General features: G+C 72.4%; 12 protein-coding genes. 4 read left to right on the top strand and 8 right to left on the bottom strand.

The annotated features are described in order from the left end of the window. Positions 1-42: 42 nt before the first annotated feature. Positions 43-1,239 (bottom strand): glycosyltransferase family 4 protein, encoded by a 1,197-nt coding sequence (locus ACYVK7_RS24985; RefSeq protein WP_460890437.1) that lies wholly within the window; start codon positions 1,237-1,239, stop codon positions 43-45. 391 nt (positions 1,240-1,630) lie between these two features. Here ACYVK7_RS24985 and ACYVK7_RS24980 point away from each other — a divergent pair, with 391 nt between their 5' ends. Continuing rightward, a complete protein-coding gene (locus tag ACYVK7_RS24980; protein ID WP_460890436.1) occupies positions 1,631-5,515 on the top strand; it encodes a DUF4082 domain-containing protein in 3,885 nt (1,294 codons plus the stop codon). Between the two features lie 21 nt (positions 5,516-5,536). On the opposite strand, the gene ACYVK7_RS24975 is transcribed toward ACYVK7_RS24980, so the two are convergent. Genes ACYVK7_RS24975 through ACYVK7_RS24965 form a run of 3 tightly spaced genes read right to left on the bottom strand, consistent with a single transcriptional unit; the run spans position 5,537 to position 8,713 of the window. Next, complete coding sequence (locus ACYVK7_RS24975; protein WP_460890435.1) at positions 5,537-6,289, bottom strand: hypothetical protein; 753 nt, start codon at positions 6,287-6,289, stop codon at positions 5,537-5,539. A gap of 4 nt (positions 6,290-6,293) precedes the next feature. Further along, the gene (locus tag ACYVK7_RS24970) at positions 6,294-7,325 is read right to left on the bottom strand and encodes a TolB-like translocation protein (RefSeq protein ID WP_460890434.1); all 1,032 of its coding nucleotides are present in this window, start codon (positions 7,323-7,325) and stop codon (positions 6,294-6,296) included. Further along, positions 7,322-8,713 (bottom strand): MFS transporter, encoded by a 1,392-nt coding sequence (locus tag ACYVK7_RS24965; RefSeq protein WP_460890433.1) that lies wholly within the window; start codon positions 8,711-8,713, stop codon positions 7,322-7,324. The genes ACYVK7_RS24970 and ACYVK7_RS24965 overlap by 4 nt, the downstream gene beginning before the upstream one ends. A gap of 177 nt (positions 8,714-8,890) precedes the next feature. On the opposite strand from ACYVK7_RS24965, the gene ACYVK7_RS24960 reads away from it, so the two are divergent. Next, entirely contained in the window at positions 8,891-9,676 is a 786-nt protein-coding gene (locus ACYVK7_RS24960) for a class I SAM-dependent DNA methyltransferase (RefSeq protein WP_460890432.1), read from the top strand. A 37-nt stretch (positions 9,677-9,713) separates the two neighbouring features. On the opposite strand, the gene ACYVK7_RS24955 is transcribed toward ACYVK7_RS24960, so the two are convergent. Then, positions 9,714-9,875, bottom strand: coding sequence for a hypothetical protein (locus tag ACYVK7_RS24955; RefSeq protein ID WP_460890431.1), 162 nt, complete (start codon positions 9,873-9,875; stop codon positions 9,714-9,716). A gap of 177 nt (positions 9,876-10,052) precedes the next feature. On the opposite strand from ACYVK7_RS24955, the gene ACYVK7_RS24950 reads away from it, so the two are divergent. Both ACYVK7_RS24950 and ACYVK7_RS24945 read left to right on the top strand, forming a co-directional pair. Then, positions 10,053-12,773, top strand: a complete 2,721-nt coding sequence (locus tag ACYVK7_RS24950; RefSeq protein ID WP_460890430.1) for a UvrD-helicase domain-containing protein — start codon at positions 10,053-10,055, stop codon at positions 12,771-12,773. Between the two features lie 332 nt (positions 12,774-13,105). Beyond that, positions 13,106-14,428 (top strand): hypothetical protein, encoded by a 1,323-nt coding sequence (locus ACYVK7_RS24945; protein ID WP_460890429.1) that lies wholly within the window; start codon positions 13,106-13,108, stop codon positions 14,426-14,428. Here the strand turns inward: ACYVK7_RS24945 and ACYVK7_RS24940 are convergent. Genes ACYVK7_RS24940 through ACYVK7_RS24930 form a run of 3 tightly spaced genes read right to left on the bottom strand, consistent with a single transcriptional unit; the run spans position 14,370 to position 16,386 of the window. Continuing rightward, positions 14,370-15,092, bottom strand: coding sequence for a hypothetical protein (locus ACYVK7_RS24940; protein WP_460890428.1), 723 nt, complete (start codon positions 15,090-15,092; stop codon positions 14,370-14,372). The genes ACYVK7_RS24945 and ACYVK7_RS24940 overlap by 59 nt on opposite strands. After that, positions 15,089-15,709, bottom strand: coding sequence for a DUF4352 domain-containing protein (locus ACYVK7_RS24935; protein ID WP_460890427.1), 621 nt, complete (start codon positions 15,707-15,709; stop codon positions 15,089-15,091). The genes ACYVK7_RS24940 and ACYVK7_RS24935 overlap by 4 nt, the downstream gene beginning before the upstream one ends. After that, complete coding sequence (locus tag ACYVK7_RS24930; RefSeq protein WP_460890426.1) at positions 15,706-16,386, bottom strand: hypothetical protein; 681 nt, start codon at positions 16,384-16,386, stop codon at positions 15,706-15,708. Before ACYVK7_RS24930 ends, ACYVK7_RS24935 begins: the two co-directional genes overlap by 4 nt. Positions 16,387-16,429: the final 43 nt, after the last annotated feature.

Genomic DNA, 16,429 nt, shown 5'->3' with positions numbered 1-16,429 from the left:
AGATGAATAAAAGAGGTGAATGGAGAACCGCGCCGCGGGTATTCACCCCGGCTTTTCGGCCAGAGCGCCCGTACGGCCCGTGAGGCGGTCGAACACGCGCACGTAGGTCTCGGCCTGGCGGCGCCACGACAGCTCGCCCTCGATCCGGGCCCGCCCCACGGTGCCCATCCTGCGGGCGCGGTCCGGGTCGCCGAGGATCTCGAGGATCGCGTCACCGAAGGCGGCGGGATCCGTCCCGGCGACGTACCGTGCGGCGTCGCCGGCGCTGCGCCGGGTCTCGGTGAGGTCCGAGGCCACCACCGGCAGCTCGTGCGCCATGTACTCGAGGGTCTTGTTCATGGTCGAGCGGTCGTTGAACTCGTTGGGCGGGTCCGGCGTGACCCCGAGGTCGGCGCTCGACAGCCACCGGCCGATCGCCGCGTGGTCGACCCTCCCGGTGAAGTGGACCCATGGGTCCAGCCCGCGCCGCGTGCAGTCCGCACGCAGGGCCTCCAGCGCGTCGCCGAAGCCGAGCAGGGCGAACCGCACGTCGGTGCGCTCGCGGCGGTGCACCACGTGGTCGATGGCGGCGAGCAGCCGGTCGACGCCGTCCTGCGCCCCCATGATCCCGACGTAGCACACCAGGTGCTCGGCGCCGTCACGGGCACCGGGCTCCGTGTCCCCGCGTTGGACGAGCTCGGCGTCAGGTGTGCTCATGACCACGGAGCTGCGGTCCGGGTCCACCCGCCCCCGGCCCTGTGCGATCTGCTGGTACGAGCCGTTCGTCGAGATCACGTGGTCCGCCGTCCGGTAGGTCGCGGCCTCCAGCAGCAGCAGCGCCCGGTACAGGAAACCCTGCCGGCCGAACTTCGCCAGGTACACCTCCGGGCACAGGTCGTGCTGGTCGTAGACGAAGCGCACCCTGTGCCGGGCCCGCCACGCCCAGGCGAGCAGCCAGAAGGTGTCCGGCGGGTTGCACGCCTGGATCACCTGGAACGGTGCGGCACGGTGCACACGGATCGAGGCACGCGCCGTGCGCCACCAGCAGACGACGAACTCGCGTACGTAACCGGCGAGCCCTCGGGCCTCCGGCGGCGGTGCGTAGGAGTAGACGGTGGTCTCGTCGAGGTGGAACCGGGCGAGTTCGCCCGGGTGCTCCTGCGGGCAGATGACGCTCACCCGGTAGCCGGCGTCGGTCAGGGCGCGGCACTCGGAGCGCACCCTCCGATCGAGCCGGAGCGGCAGATTCTGGATAATCACCAGAACGTGTGAAGCGGCGGAATGCATAGGGGAAGTGTCACCACAGGAACTGCTTTGCAGATACCCGTCAGCAGGGTGAAGACGGCGTATCACCCGCCGGTTCAAATCCGGCCCGTCCTGCAAAGGTCACCCGAATCTCATCCTGGTCCGGGGTGGCATTTCGGCGGCTATTCCGATTGTGCAGAAAGGTGCTCAAGGAAACATTCCCGATACTTTGTCCTGTACGGGCGCCGGTCGGGACAAGGCCTGCCGGGTGAACCGCGGGTGATCATCCCCGCCCGCCCCGCCGACCCGGCACGGACGCTTCTAGTGTGGTGAGGTGGGCAGCAGCACCTTTGCACCTCCGACAGCTCGGTCCGCTCGAGGCCATCGCCACCGGGCGGTCTCGATCGTGGTCGTCCTGGCCCTGTCGTCGGCCCTGCTCGCCGTGGTCCCCTCCGCGGCGGCGGCCATCCTGCCGTGCCTGCCCGGTGGCAACGCGGTCGTGTGCGAGAACTCGAAGCCGGGCACCTCTCCCCAGGTCTGGGACATCGAGGGCGCGGGGGACCCCAGCATCCAGGGGTTCGCCACCGAGATGAGCGTCGACGCGGGGGACCGCATCGCGTTCAAGATCGACACCGACGCGCGGGCGTACTCCATCGACATCTACCGAACCGGCTGGTACCAGGGACTCGGGGCGCGCAAGATCGACGACGTCGACCCGAGCGCGACGCTTCCGCAGACGCAGCCGGAGTGCGCGTGGGAGGAGTCCGTCGAGCTGGTCGACTGCGGGAGCTGGGCGGTGTCGGCGGTGTGGGACGTCCCGCTCACCGCCGTGTCCGGCGTGTACGTGGCGCACCTGACCCGGCAGGACACCGGCGGTCAGAGCCACATCACCTTCGTCGTCCGCGACGACGGTTCCACGTCGGACATGGTCTTCCAGACGGCGGACACGACCTGGCAGGCCTACAACACCTACGGCGGATCCAGCTTCTACTCCGGGGGCGCGAACCAGCGCGCCTACAAGCTGAGCTACAACCGGCCGTTCACCACACGTGGGCTCGCGAACGGCCGCGACTTCTACTTCAGCGCCGAGTACGCCATGGTGCGGTTCCTGGAGCAGAACGGCTACGACGTCACCTATATCGCGGGAGCGGACACCCATCGCGACGGTGCGCGGCTGCTCGACCACGAGACGTTCCTGTCCGTCGGCCACGACGAATACTGGTCCGGTCCGCAGCGGGCCGCTGTGGAGCAGGCCCGCGACGCGGGAGTGCACCTGGCCTTCTTCGCGGGGAACGAGATGTACTGGCGCACGCGCTGGGAGCCCTCGGTGGCCGGACCGTCGACGAGCCACCGCACGCTCGTGTCGTACAAGGAGACCTGGAGCCACGGCAAGATCGACCCGTCCGGCGAGTGGACCGGGACGTGGCGGGACCCTCGATACGCGAGCCCGGCGAACGGCGCGGGCCGGCCGGAGAACGAGATCATCGGCACCCAGTACATGGTCAACTACTCCGACCTGCCGGTCACCGTCCCGGCCGAGGAGGGCGACATGCGGATCTGGCGGGGTACCGGGCTGGACGCCCTGCCCGCCGGGACGTCGCAGGAGCTCGCCCCGCACACCGTCGGTTACGAGTCGAACGAGGACCTCGACAACGGGTTTCGTCCCGAGGGCCTGATCCGCATGTCGCGGACGGTCGGCGAGGTGCCGGAGTACCTGCAGGACTTCGGCAACACGGTGGCGCCCGGCGAGACCACGCACACGATCACGATGTACCGGGCCCCGAGCGGTGCGCTGGTGTTCTCGGCGGGGACCGTGCAGTGGTCGTGGGGCCTGGACGCGGAGCACGACGGCGACGGCGCGGCGGCGGACCCACGGATGCGCCAGGCGACCGTCAACCTGTTCGCGGACATGGGGGTCCAGCCCGGCACCCCGGCGGCGGACATCACCCCGGCGACGCGGACGACGGACACCACCGGTCCGACGACCCAGATCGGGAGCCCGGCCGCGCAGGCGTCCTTCACAGGCGGGTCGACGATCACCGTCACCGGGACCGCCGCCGACGCCTCTGGCGTCGTGGCGGGCGTTGAGGTGTCGCTCGACGGCGGCGAGAGCTGGCACCCCGCCACGGGACGTGCGAGCTGGGAGTACACCGGGCAGGTGTTCGGGTCCGGGCCGGTCGAGCTCCGTGCGCGGGCGATCGACGACAGCGCGAACATCGGCCCCGCCGCCACGCGCGGCGTGCAGGTCGGGTGCCCGTGCACGGTGTTCGGCGACGCACCGCCGGAGGACGAGCCCGCCGACGACTCGTCGGCCGTCGAGCTGGGCCTGCGGTTCGTCGCGGCGGACGACGGCTACATCAGCGGCGTCCGCTTCCACAAGGGCGCGGCCAACACGGGCGTGCACCACGGGACGCTGTGGAGCGCGGCCGGCGAGCAGCTGAGCCGGGTGGAGTTCACCGGCGAGTCGGCGACCGGGTGGCAGGAGGCGTCGTTCGTCACTCCGGTGCCCGTGGTCGCGGGCGAGCGGTACATCGTGTCCTACACCGCACCCGTCGGCGGCTACACGGCGACCGGTGGCGCGTTCCTCACGCGGGGCCGCGACGCCGGTCCGCTCACCGTCGAGGGCGGGTTCGGCGCGGAGCCGGCGGGCCTCTACGGCCCGCCCGGGACGGTGCCGACCCAGTCCTGGGACAACGCCGCGTACTACGTCGACCCCGTGTTCACGTTCACCGACTCGTCCCCGCTGGTCGCCACCGCGCACGAACCCGTCCCGGGAGAGGTCAGCGTGCCCCTGGACGCTCCGGTGCGCATCACGTTCTCCAAGAACGCCGTCGCGTCCTCCATCGACTTCACGGTGACCGACGACGCGGGTACGGCGGCAGCAGGGCAGGTGTCCTATGACGCGCTCACCCGCACCGCCACCTTCACGCCGTCCGCGCCCTGGGCGGGGTTCGCCACGTACACGGTGGCCGTCACCGCCCGGTCGGCCGAGGGCACCGAGCTGTCCGCCGGCGGGACGTGGAGCTTCCGGACCGTCCGTCCGCCGTCCACGACCTGCCCGTGCGGCCTGTACGAGGACACCTCGGCGCCGGACCTCACCGCGGCGGCGGACCACGAAGCCGTCGTGCTGGGCCTGCGGCTCTCGCCGGACGTGGACGGCGAGATCGTCGGGATGCAGTTCTGGAGGTCGACCGAGATGGAGGGCCCGTTCGTGGCCTCCCTGTGGGGGCCCGGCGGGCAGGAGCTCGCCCGGACGACCGTCTCGGACCCCGTGCCGCAGGGCTGGCAGGACGTCGCGTTCGACGTCCCGGTCGAGGTGACCGCCGGGCAGGAGTACACGGTGGGGTACCGCGCGCCGACCGGTGAGTACCCGGCGACGCTCGGCGCGCTCGGTGACCCGCGCACCGTCGGGAGCCTGAGCACGCCGCGGAACGCAGGTGCCTACGTCTACGGCTCGGGGTGCCCGACGACGGCGACCTCGACGGCCTACCACGTGGACGTGATGTTCCAGCCGGCCCCGGTCGCTCCGGCGATCGTGTCGCGGACGCCGTCCGCCGCCGCCGTCGACGTGCCGGTGGGCACGGACGTCTCGGTCACGGTGTCGCAGCCGCTGACAGCCGCCGGCACGACGCTGACGCTGACCGGCCCCGACGGCCAGGCCGTGCCCGGCAGCCTCTCCGTCCAGGACGCGACCGCCACGCTGGCGCTCCCGGAGGACCTCCTGCCGGGCACGACCTACACGGCCCAGTTCGCCGGGACCACCACCGACGGGTCGTCGATCGGGCCTGCCACCTGGTCGTTCACCACGCGGGCGCGCGACGGCGAGTGCCCGTGCCTGGTCTTCGGCAGTGACGTGCCACCCGTCGCGGCAGCGGACGACGGCGCGGCGGTGGAGCTCGGCACGCAGTTCTCCGCCGTTCGTGACGGTGTGGTCGGCGCGGTCCGGTTCTACCGGGGTGCCGGGAACACCGGACCGCACACGGTGACGGTGTGGTCGGCCGACGGCGCGCCCCTCGCGACCGCCGAGGCGCCGTCAGGTCAGGGTGAGGGCTGGCAGACGGTCCAGCTGCCGCAGCCGGTGGCGATCACGGCGGGGACCACGTACGTCGTGTCCTACCTCGCGCCCCAGGGCCACTACGCCGCCGGGCAGGGCTACTTCGCGCAGCCCCGCACGGTCGGTCCCCTGACGACGCCGGTGGACGCCGGCCGCTACGTCTACGGCGGCGGGTTCCCGCAGTACTCGTGGCAGAGCACCGGGTACTGGGTGGACCCGGTGTTCACCGACGAGTGACGTCGCGTCCGCCGGGGGTCGTCACCGGACCGACAGCACCGCGAACACGGTGACCGCACACCCCGCGGGATCCCGGGCGGCGCCCACCTGGGCGGTCTCGTCGTTCCGCTCGAGCTCCACCGTCGTGCGGCCCGGGCGGCTCGTCGTACCCGTCTCCGCGAAGCCGCCGGTCGTGAACCAGGCGCGGTAGTCGAGCAGGACGTCGGCGCAGGCACCTTCCACGACCGCGTCGAGCGCGACCTGGTAGCGGCCGTCCGTCCCGGTCACGGAGCTGGAGGCCACCTCGGCGCCCGCGGGCACGAGCACCACGTCGTCGGGAAAGCCTCGGACGAGACCCGTGGCGTCGCCGGTCTCCTGCGTCCGGCTCAGCCGGCCGGCGGACGGGACCCGGACGTCGCCCAGGCGGTCGCCCGTGGGCCGGCCCTCGGGACCGGGCGGGGCGACCTCGCTGCCCTCGCCCCCGCTCTGGCCGCCGCTGCGCCCGTCCGGTACCGGCGCGTGCGGTCCCGCGGAGCCCGGCTCGGCCGTGCTCGGCTCGGACGTGCGTGGCTCGGCGCTCCTCGGTCTGGCGGTGCCCGGCGAGCCCGGCTCGGGCCCGGCGTCGCGTGGTTCGGCGTCGCGTGGGTCGGCCGACGCCGTGGCCGGGGCCGTCCTGTCGCCGGACGCCTGGTCCGAACCGGCCGTGCACCCGGTCAGGGCCAGGGTGACGGCCAGCAGCGGGGCGACGCACCAGCCCCGCGGGGCGGTGCGCGGCTCTCTGCGGATCTTCGACATGGTGCTACCTCCGGACCACGCTCGGGGACCAGGCCTGCGGGATCGCGACGGCCGGTTCGCCCGTGCCGTCGGCACGCAGGGACCAGACGTCGGTGGTGCCCGGCTCGTCGGCGCGGGGCAGCCCGTAGAGAAGCGTCGTGTCGTCGAGCCAGGTCAGCTGGTCGTCCACGGTTCGGCGCTCGGCGTCGAGCACGGTGACGTCGAGGGTGTCCAGGTCGAGCACGGCGGGTGTCCAGTGCGGGCTCGCCGAGCCGTCCGCTGCGGCGTCGTGCTTGAAGGCCAGCCGGGTTCCGTCCGGGGACAGCGAGGGGCACTCCACCCCGTCGAGCACGGTGACGAGGGTGCGCTCGGTGAGGTCTCCGCGCACCAGCCAGGTGTGGCCGAGGGAGCGGGACTGGACGGTGGCGTAGAAGAAGCGGGCGTCCACGAACGTCACGCCCCACACGTTCCGGTCGACGGGGGCCACCCGCTCGCCGTCGGCCAGCAGCGTGAAGTCCTCGAGGTTGCCGGACACGTCGGCGCCGTTCAGGTCGTGCACCCGCGTCTCCGTGGAGACGCCCGTCTGGGAGTAGGAGTGGCCCGTCACGAACGCGGTGGTCGCGACGAGCCCGTCCGGTGACAGCCGGGTCCTGCTGGGGATGCCGGGCAGCGGCCATGCGGCTGTGGTCCGCCACTCGGAGTCGAGCACCTGCGCCTCGTAGGTGGTGACGACACCCCGGTGCGTGCGCAGGCAGACCGTCGTCCGGCCGTCCGAGGACACCCGGTCGCACACGGCAGGCGTGACCTCGCGCGGGCCGGACGGGTCGTCCAGCGCGACGGCGGCCACCCTGCCGTACTGCCCGCCAGGGGCGGTGCCGCGGAACAGGACGTGGGGACCGTCCAGCACGCCCTCGGTCACCTCGACGCGCGTCGGAGCGTTCTGCTGTGCCCGCGCGCGCTGGAGCTCCGTCACGGCGTACCAGGCGGTTCCCGCCAGCACCACGACGACCAGCACGGCGAACACGGTCTGCCGGCGGACGGAAGGGAGCCTGCTCATGCCGGGCCCGCCTCGGCCGCGTCGGGGTCCCGCTCCAGGCGACCGCCTCGCACCAGGTACGCGCAGACGGGAACCGCGACCGCCAGAGCGGCCGTCGCGATCCACAGCGCGTCGACCCGGCCGGTGGAGTACCACAGCACGCCGAACCCGGCCGATGCGACCATCCGGCTGACCGCCGTGACCGTCTGCGCGGTGCCGATCGCGGTGGCCCGGGCCGACGCGGGCACCAGGGCGCTGGTCAGGGCCGCGAGGACGCCGTCCGTCATGGCGTAGAAGGCGCCGAGCAGCACCAGGGCCGCGACGGTCGTGGCCGCCCCCGGCCACGGGGCGGCGGTGCAGGCGTAGGCGCCGCCCAGCAGTGCGTGCCCCCAGACCAGGACACGTGCCCGGCCGATGCGGTCGGCCACCCGGCCGACCGGTGCGGCGAGCAGCATGTACACGACGTTCGTCCCCACATAGAGCAGGGGGAACCACTGCGCGGCGAACCCGTCGCGATCCTGCAGCGCGAGGTAGACGAACCCGTCGCCGACCGTCAGCAGCCCGAGGATCGCCGCGACGAGCAGCAGCCGGACCGTCGCGCCGCCCCGCAGGAAGCTCCACGAGAAGGGACGCCCGGTGGCCTCGAGGGCGCCGGGTGCGTCGCACGCGCACCCCTTGCACCGGGGCAGTCCGCGCTCCTGACGGGTCCGGTGGGTCCGCAGCCAGGCCGCCCGGCGCGGTCGCAGGTCCGGGACCAGGAGCACGAGGGCGCCGACACCGAGCACGGCCGCGCCGAGCGAGATGACGAAGATCGTCGACCAGCCGTCCGGGATCGCCCAGAGGACGGTGAACGCGAGCAGCGGTCCGAGTGCGGCGCCCGCCGTGTCGAGCGCCCGGTGCACCCCGAAGGAGCGCCCGAGGTTGCGCGGGTTCGCGGCGGCGGCGATCAAGGCGTCCCGCGGGGCCGTGCGGATGCCCTTGCCGACCCGGTCGGTCACGACGAGGCTCGCGACGGCGGGCAGGCCCGCCGCGAACAGGAGCCCCACCCTGGTCAGTGCCGACAGGCCGTAGCCGACGACCGCCACCCACTTCGGCCGGTCGGTCCTGTCGGCGGCCCAGCCGCCCGCCACGCGGACCAGGGCACCCGCCCCCTGGACGAGTCCGTCGACCACGCCGTACGCGACCACCGACAGGCCGAGCGCCGCGGTGACGTACAGCGGCAGGACGGCCGTGACCGCCTCGGAGGAGACGTCCGTCAGGAAGCTCACCACGCCGAGCGTCACCACGGTGGACGGGACCCGCCCGGCGCGCCGGCGAGAGCCGCTCGCCCGGTCGCTCGCCCGGTCGCCGGGCGGGGCGGTGGTCGGTGACCCCACCTCTCCCGGTGCCGCGCGGACGAGACCGGACATGTGGCTCCAGCGGTCTTGATAGGTGGTACAAGGCTCGATCAGATTACGACCGGCGGGGTGGGTCCCGACGGGCGCCGGAGGGGTGAACTGCGTTTCTCACCCGGGTGAGCGGGCACGGGCGAGGGCCGCGGAAAATAGACGTGTGTCACCGCCGTCGTCGGGCATAGCGTCGGGTTCGTGAGCGATACGGCGAGCAACGACGCGAGCGGCACACCCGTCGACGACCCCCGCGACGGCTGGTTCCCCGAGAGCGTGGCGGCCGCCTACGACGAACCGGAGGGCGCGAACGCGCCCGAGGTGGGGAACCCCGCCGTCGACCTCCTCGCCGACCTGGCCGACGGCGGTCCGGCGCTGGAGCTGGCGATCGGGACGGGCCGGATCGCCGTGCCGCTCGCGGCCCGTGGCGTACCGGTGAGCGGCATCGAGCTGAGCAGGGCCATGGCCGCGCGCGTCGCGGAGAAGCCGGGCGGTGCGGACATCGACGTCGCCGTCGGCGACATGACCTCCACCCGGGTGCCGGGCGAGTTCTCGCTCGTCTACCTCGTGTTCAACACGATCAGCAACGTCACCACCCAGGACGGACAGGTCGACGTCTTCCGCAACGCCGCGGCACACCTGCGGCCCGGCGGCCTGTTCCTGATCGAGGTGGGCATCCCGGACCTGCGGCGGATGCCGCCCGGCCAGGACACCGTGCCGTTCACGGTGGCGCCGGACGACGGCGGCGGGTACGTCGGGTTCGACCGGTACGACACGGCGACGCAGCGTTTCACGTCGAACCACGTCACGGTGACCCCGGACGGCGGACGGTTCTGGACGGTGCCGTTCCGGTACGCGTGGCCCGCCGAGATGGACCTCATGGCGCGGATCGCCGGGATGCGGCTCAAGCATCGCTGGGCGGACTGGGACCGGTCGCCGTTCGAGCACGAGAGCACCAAGCAGGTCTCGGTCTGGGAGAAGGCCTGACGGCGGACGACGCCGCCGCGCTGTCCTCGGCCGGCGCTCACGTCGCCGCGTCCCGTGCCGTCCAGGCCGCACACTCACGGCGCACGATCTCGATCACTGCCTGGGTGGTGCGGTCGAGGTGGCTGCGCCCGTCGGCGAGGCGTGCCGTCGGGCTGATGTACCCGTGCATGCCGATGTTGAGAAAGGCGATGGTGCTCATCGACGGCCTCCCGAGCGGGGCGTGGCTGGTCCCTCGGTCATGGCGTGGACCCCTTCCGATCCGGCTGACAGACCCCTGCGTACCGTCGACCGGGCAGCCCCCGGATCTGTGACTGCTCTGCGGGTGGACCGCGCGGCCCGTCCGCAGTGTCGGTGAGCCCGCCTAGGCTTAGGGGCGATGACTTCCCTCTTCGACAGCCTCTCCCTGCCCGGCCTCGACCCCGCGTCGCCCGGACCGATCTCGCGCCTGCCGAGCACGGCACCGCAATGGGACGACGACGCGGCGGGCACCGGCGACCCGGGCGAGGCGGCACTGCCCGCCGAGCCGGACTGGCTGGCGGGCCTGCCCCACGAGTCGGAGGCACCGCGCGCCCGGGGTGCCTACTCGCACCTCGACCCGGACGAGCTGCTGGACGGCCTCAACCCGCAGCAGCGGGCAGCGGTGGTGCACGAGGGCGGGCAGCTCCTCATCGTGGCCGGCGCCGGGTCCGGCAAGACGCGCGTGCTGACGCACCGCATCGCGTACCTCCTGGCCACCGGGCGGGCGCGCGCGGGCGAGATCCTCGCCATCACGTTCACCAACAAGGCCGCCGCCGAGATGCGCGAGCGGGTCGCGGGCCTGGTGGGACCGGCCGCGAACCGCATGTGGGTGTCCACGTTCCACTCGGCCTGCGTACGGATCCTGCGCCGCGAGGCGACGACGCTCGGGCTGAGGTCGAGCTTCAGCATCTATGACGCGGCCGACAGCCAGCGGCTCCTCACCCTGGTGACGCGCGAGCTCAACCTCGACCCCAAGAAGTACCCCGCGCGGGGGCTGTCCAACAAGATCAGCGACCTGAAGAACGAGCTGGTCGACCCGGAGACCTACGCGCGCCAGACCGGGGCCAACGCGACCCAGGAGGCGCTCGCGGAAGCCGCCGCAGCGGAGGCGGGCGCCATCCGCAGGCCGTGGGGCGGGCAGTCGGCCGAGGAGCGCAACACGGCGTCGCCCAAGTTCGACCAGGTCCTGGCCGACGTCTACACCCGCTACCAGGCGCGCCTCACGCAGGCGAACGCGCTGGACTTCGACGACATCATCATGACCACGGTGAACCTGCTGCAGGCGTTCCCGAACGTCGCGGAGCACTACCGCCGCCGGTTCCGGCACATCATGGTGGACGAGTACCAGGACACGAACCACGCGCAGTACACGCTGGTCCGCGAGCTGGCGGGGGTCGGCACGGAAGAGGACAGCGGCCTCGACCCGGCCGAGCTCACCGTCGTCGGTGACTCCGACCAGTCGATCTACGCGTTTCGCGGCGCCACGATCCGCAACATCCTGGAGTTCGAGAAGGATTACCCGGACGCGACCACGATCCTGCTGGAGCAGAACTACCGCTCCACGCAGAACATCCTGGGCGCGGCCAACGCGGTGATCTCGCGCAACGCGGGCCGTACCCCCAAGCGCCTGTGGACCGACTCGGGCGCCGGGGCCAAGGTCGTCGGCTACGTGGCGGACGACGAGCACCAGGAGGCGCGGTTCGTCGCCGACGAGATCGACAAGCTCGGCGACTCCGACGGTGTGCGTCCGGGTGACGTCGCGATCTTCTACCGCACCAACGCGCAGTCGCGTGCGCTCGAGGAGGTGCTGGTCCGCGTCGGCCTGCCGTACAAGGTCGTGGGCGGCACGCGGTTCTACGAGCGCCGCGAGGTCAAGGACGCCGTGGCGTACCTGCGCGCGCTCGCGAACGAGGACGACGACGTGAACCTGCGCCGCATCCTCAACGTGCCCAAGCGAGGGCTCGGGGACCGGGCCGAGTCGCTCGTGGCCTCGTTCGCCGAGCGGGAGCGCACGTCGTTCGGCGCGGCGCTGGAACGTGCCGACGAGATTCCCGGCATGACCAACCGTTCGCTCAAGCCGCTGCTCGCCTTCCGCGACATGATGCGGGAGCTGCGGGCCCTGGTGGACCAGGGCGCGCCGCCCGCGGAGGTGCTCGGCGCAGTGCTCGACCGCACCGGCTATCTCGCGGAGCTGCGCGCGAGCGAGGACCCCCAGGACGAGGGGCGCGTCGAGAACCTGGCCGAGCTGCACGCCGTGGCCGTCGACTTCGGCGAGACGGATCCCGAGGGCTCGCTCGCGGACTTCCTCGAGCGGGTCTCGCTGGTCGCCGACAGCGACCAGATCCCCGATGAGGACGTGGCCGACGGCGCCGCGGAGGAGGCGCCAAGGAAGGACCAGGGCGTCGTGACGCTCATGACCCTGCACACGGCCAAGGGCCTGGAGTTCCCGGTCGTGTTCCTCACGGGCATGGAGGACGGCACGTTTCCCCACATGCGCTCCCTGCACGACGACTCCGAGCTCGCCGAGGAGCGCCGCCTTGCCTACGTGGGCATCACGCGGGCCCGTGAACGGCTCTACATCACGCGGTCCTCGGTCCGGGCCGCCTTCGGCATGGCCAACGAGTTCCCGGAGAGCCGGTTCCTGCAGGAGATCCCCGAGGAGCTGTGGGACTGGCGGCGTCGGGAGTCGTCGACGGCCGCTATCCGCGCCGGACGCGGAGGCTGGAGCGGTGGGTACGGGTCCGGCGGCTACGGATCCGGCGGGCGCGGCTCGGGCACGGGGTCGACGTGGTCGTCCGGCCGGTCCGGCACCTCACGCACCGGCACCACGACGTCGTCCCGCGGCGGGGGGAGCAAGCCGTTCGCGCCGGAGAAGAAGGCGGGCGCGAAGGGCGGGTTCGGCGGCCTCGACGTGCAGAAGAGCATCCCCAACCTGGAGATCGGCGACCGCGTCACGCACGACTCCTACGGGCTCGGCACCGTGGTGGACGTCGAGGCCAACGCCGTGGTCAAGATCGACTTCGGCACCAACGGCACCAAGCGCATCGCCCTGAAGTACACGGCGGTCACCAAGCTCTGACGGGTCTGAGCGCGTCCCGCTCCGTCCCGGGGCGTTGCGAGGCCTGCACCGCCTGCGACGCCGAAGCGCAAGTTGCTCGTGGTCCGCTCGCGCCCGGGGGGTCGAACCGCAACCTGGACGTCCATCTGACGTCGACCCGAAGGTTGATCGTCCATCAGCGGCCGGATCGACGTGCAGGTTGCGGTTCAGCGGCCGGATCGACGTGCAGGTTGCGGATCGGCGGCCGGATCGACGTGCAGGTTGCGGTTCGGCGGACCCGGCGACAGCCGACCGATCCGCGCGTATGACCAGGCTTGGCGAATACCTCCCGGTTTAGGCCACTATGTGTCGCCATGAGGATCCTGCTCTCCGCCGGCCGCCTGTTCGGGGCGCACTGGCCCGCTCTCCTGACGCTGGGGCTGCTCGGTGTCGCCGTGCGCAACGGTGCGATGTGGGGCGCCGTCGAGCTGAGCCAGTGGAACTCGTTCGTGGCACAGCTCCTGCTGATCGTCAGCCCGCTCGGGTACCTCATGCCCGTCATCGGGATGCTCTGGGTCTGCCGCCAGTCCCTGCCGCACCTGAGCCCGGCGCCCGCCCGTACCCCGGGGGCCGCCGGCCCCGTACCCGGCATGCTCCCCGCGCGCGGCGCCCCGATCATGCCGTCGGAAGGGCGTGAACGGCGCCTCATCGACGTCGCCCTGTCCGTGCTGGTGCCGTTCCTCCTGGTCTATGAGGTCGAGGGCCTGATGGACGCCGACCGGGACCGGTTCATCAACGAGGCCTCCGCCGACGAGCTCTTCAACGACCTGTTCACCCCGGGCGGGCTCGACTGGTCCTCCCGGCTCGGTGTCTGGTCCGGCTGGACGCTCGTCGGCATCGTCGCGGGCGCGTTCCTGCTGCGCTGGATGCTCGGCAAGCTCGAGGGCAAGCTGCGCTTCCTCGGCTTCGCGGTGCTCGGCGGGTGCCTCGAGATCTACTGGACCAGCCAGGTCGCCGGCCAGATCGAAGCCATCGAGCTCGGCCTCTGGGACGTCGCGACGGACCGGCAGCTCGTAGCGGCCGCCGTCGGCACGGTCGGCGTCGCGCAGGAAGCCGTGGGGGAGAGCGGGAACGAGGCGGTCGCCTTCGTCGCCGAGGGAGCGGTGACCGTCGTCGAGTCGCTCGACGTCGTCCTCGTCGCACCCCTCGCCTGGCTCGCGATCGGCGCGGTCGTGCTGGGGCACAAGCTGATGGAGCCCCCGTCGACCGAGCACCACTGGCTCGACCGCATGACCTGGCTGCCCTCCGGCCTGCGCGCCGTCCTCGAGTCGCTCACCGACGACCTGCGGGCCCGGTTCTCCGCCCTGTGGAACGGCGTGAAGATGATCGTGGCCGGCGGGCTCGGCCCCATGCTCGTCTTCTGCCTGGGCTACCTCGTCCTCATGCGTGTACCGCAGGGCCTCGGCTGGGCGGTGCGCACCGTGACCGGACCCGTCGAGACCAACACCTGGCTGGCCTTCAGCACCATGGAGGCGGCCGCCGGCCTCGCGCTCTCCCTGGCGCTCGCCGCCGCGCTGATCGCAGCGACCGTCGAGGTACTGGTCCAGCGCGGCCTCGTGATCCGTGAGGAGGCGGAAGCTACGGCAGCTCGACCGTCACGTACTCCGGCCCGCCGAACCCCAGTCGCACCTGCGTGATCTCCGCGTCGGGATCGGCGAGCACGTACGACGAGACGTCCCACTCCGGCTCCTCGCTGACGAAGCCCTCGGCGTCCGGCGTCGAGCACCGGTTGGAGGAGCCCAGCACGTCGGTGCCCGACTCCCCGTACCGAGTGCCGTCCTCGCCGACGAGGATGATCTGGCACAGGGAGACGTCGGTCTGCGGCTCGGCCGCGAAGTGGACCTGCACCTCGTACGCGACGGATCCGTCGGGGATCACGACGGGGTCGCCGTAGCTCGGTGGCGGCAGCTGGTCCACCCGTTCGATGCCCGTGACCGTCGCGTCGATCTCCCGCAGCACCGTGGTGTTCGCCCGCTCCGGCACGTCGAGCCCGAGGTCGTAGTACTCGCCGGCCAGGTGTGCCGGCTCCCCGACGGTCACCCGGTCCACCTCGTGGTGCAGGCCGACGGGCCACCAGTAGGCCCAGACCCGGAACGACGACGCCCCGGCGGCCACGACCACCGCGACCGGCAGCAGCACCAGCCAGAGGCCGTTGCGGCGCCACCAGCCCGCGCGCCGCGGCGGCGCGGGCACGTCCGGCGGGATCATGCCCGGGAGCATCCCCGGCTGGACGCTGGGCGGTGTGCCCTGCGGCGTTCCCTGGCCAGGGCCCGGCGCCGCCGGGGTCACCAGAATCGTCATCCCTCGCTACCTCCCGTGCTCGCCGTGGCGTAGCCCGGCGCCTCCGGCGACACCGTCTCGGTCGCCTCCCACAGCTGGTCCGCCCGCTCCGGCGTGATGCCGAGGTCCACCACGGCGACGGCGTCGCGCCGCTGGCCGGCGTGCTCCTCCGTCTGGTCGCCGCGGGCCAGGCGCACCGTCGCCCCCGCCAGCGCGTCCCGCGGCACGTCGAAGCAGTACGTGGCGCGCCAGGCGTAGCCCGGCTGAGCGCTGGCCGACGTCGAGCAGCCGCCGCGCGTGCTCGGCCAGAACCGGCGACCCTGCTCGTCGGTGATCTCGGCCCCGCTGAACGTCGTCTCGCCCTGCGTGGCGCGCCACGTCGCGTCCACCACGACGAACGTGCCGGCGGCGGCAGCGGCCTCGGCGGGGCTGGTCAGGACGTCGGCCACGCGCACGTCGGTCACGGTCAGCTCCGCGTACGTGAGGTCGAGTGTCTCGCCGACCTCGCCCTCGACCAGGAACGGTGCGTCGACGCTCAGGTCCTGCGGTACGTACGTCACGAGGGCGCAGCCTGCCGTCACGGCGCCGACGACGAGCGCCGTGCCCTTCCACGTGACCCGTCGCCGTCCGTGCCTCACCGCTGCTCCTCCTCGGCGCTCGGTTCTGGCTTTGCGGCCTCGACCTCGATCTGCCCCTGGAAGGCGACCTCGTTCGCGAACCAGTGCCCGTCGTCCAGGCCGAGGGGGTCCTCCTCGACCCACTCCAGCTCCACCATCTCGAGCGGTATCGCGTCGCCCGAGAACGTGCCGCTCTGCTCCCAGACCAGCGCGACCCGGTGCGTGACACCCGGGTTGAAGACGCTGAGGCTGGTCCCGTCCTCGATGTTGAAGATGGTCGCGGGCGGCAGCCCGGGGTCCTCGGGCTCTTTCGGGACGATCCCGGCGTCCCGAGGTGCGGGGACGGCGCTGCCAAGCGTGACGCCGTACTCGGGCACGTCGCCGGTGTTGGTGACGTCGGCGACCACGGCGAGCATGTGGTTGCCGGGCTGCGGCACCAGGTGGCCGAGCTCGTCGGCGGTGGCGACCTTCTCGACGGTCACCTCGAACGGCCCTACCTCTACGGGAGTGCCGGCCGTCAGGGGGTCGGCCTGGGCCTCGACCTTGCTCCACGCCCCGAACGGGGAGATGGCGACGAGCGCGGCGACCGCGCCGGCCCCGACGCGCTGCGTCGTCGACATGTCGTCAGCGACGGCCGTCACCACGCGCCGGCCGAGCCGGAACGCGAGGTCGGGGCCGGCATTGCGGGCATGCTTCATGGCGCATGATCGTAGCGGTGCAAAGCGGTAATTTTGCCGGTGT

The sequence above is a fragment of the Promicromonospora xylanilytica genome, from assembly GCF_054782895.1.
The sequence above is the reverse complement of the archived record's forward strand: the minus strand, read 5'-3'. Positions and strand labels throughout refer to the sequence as shown.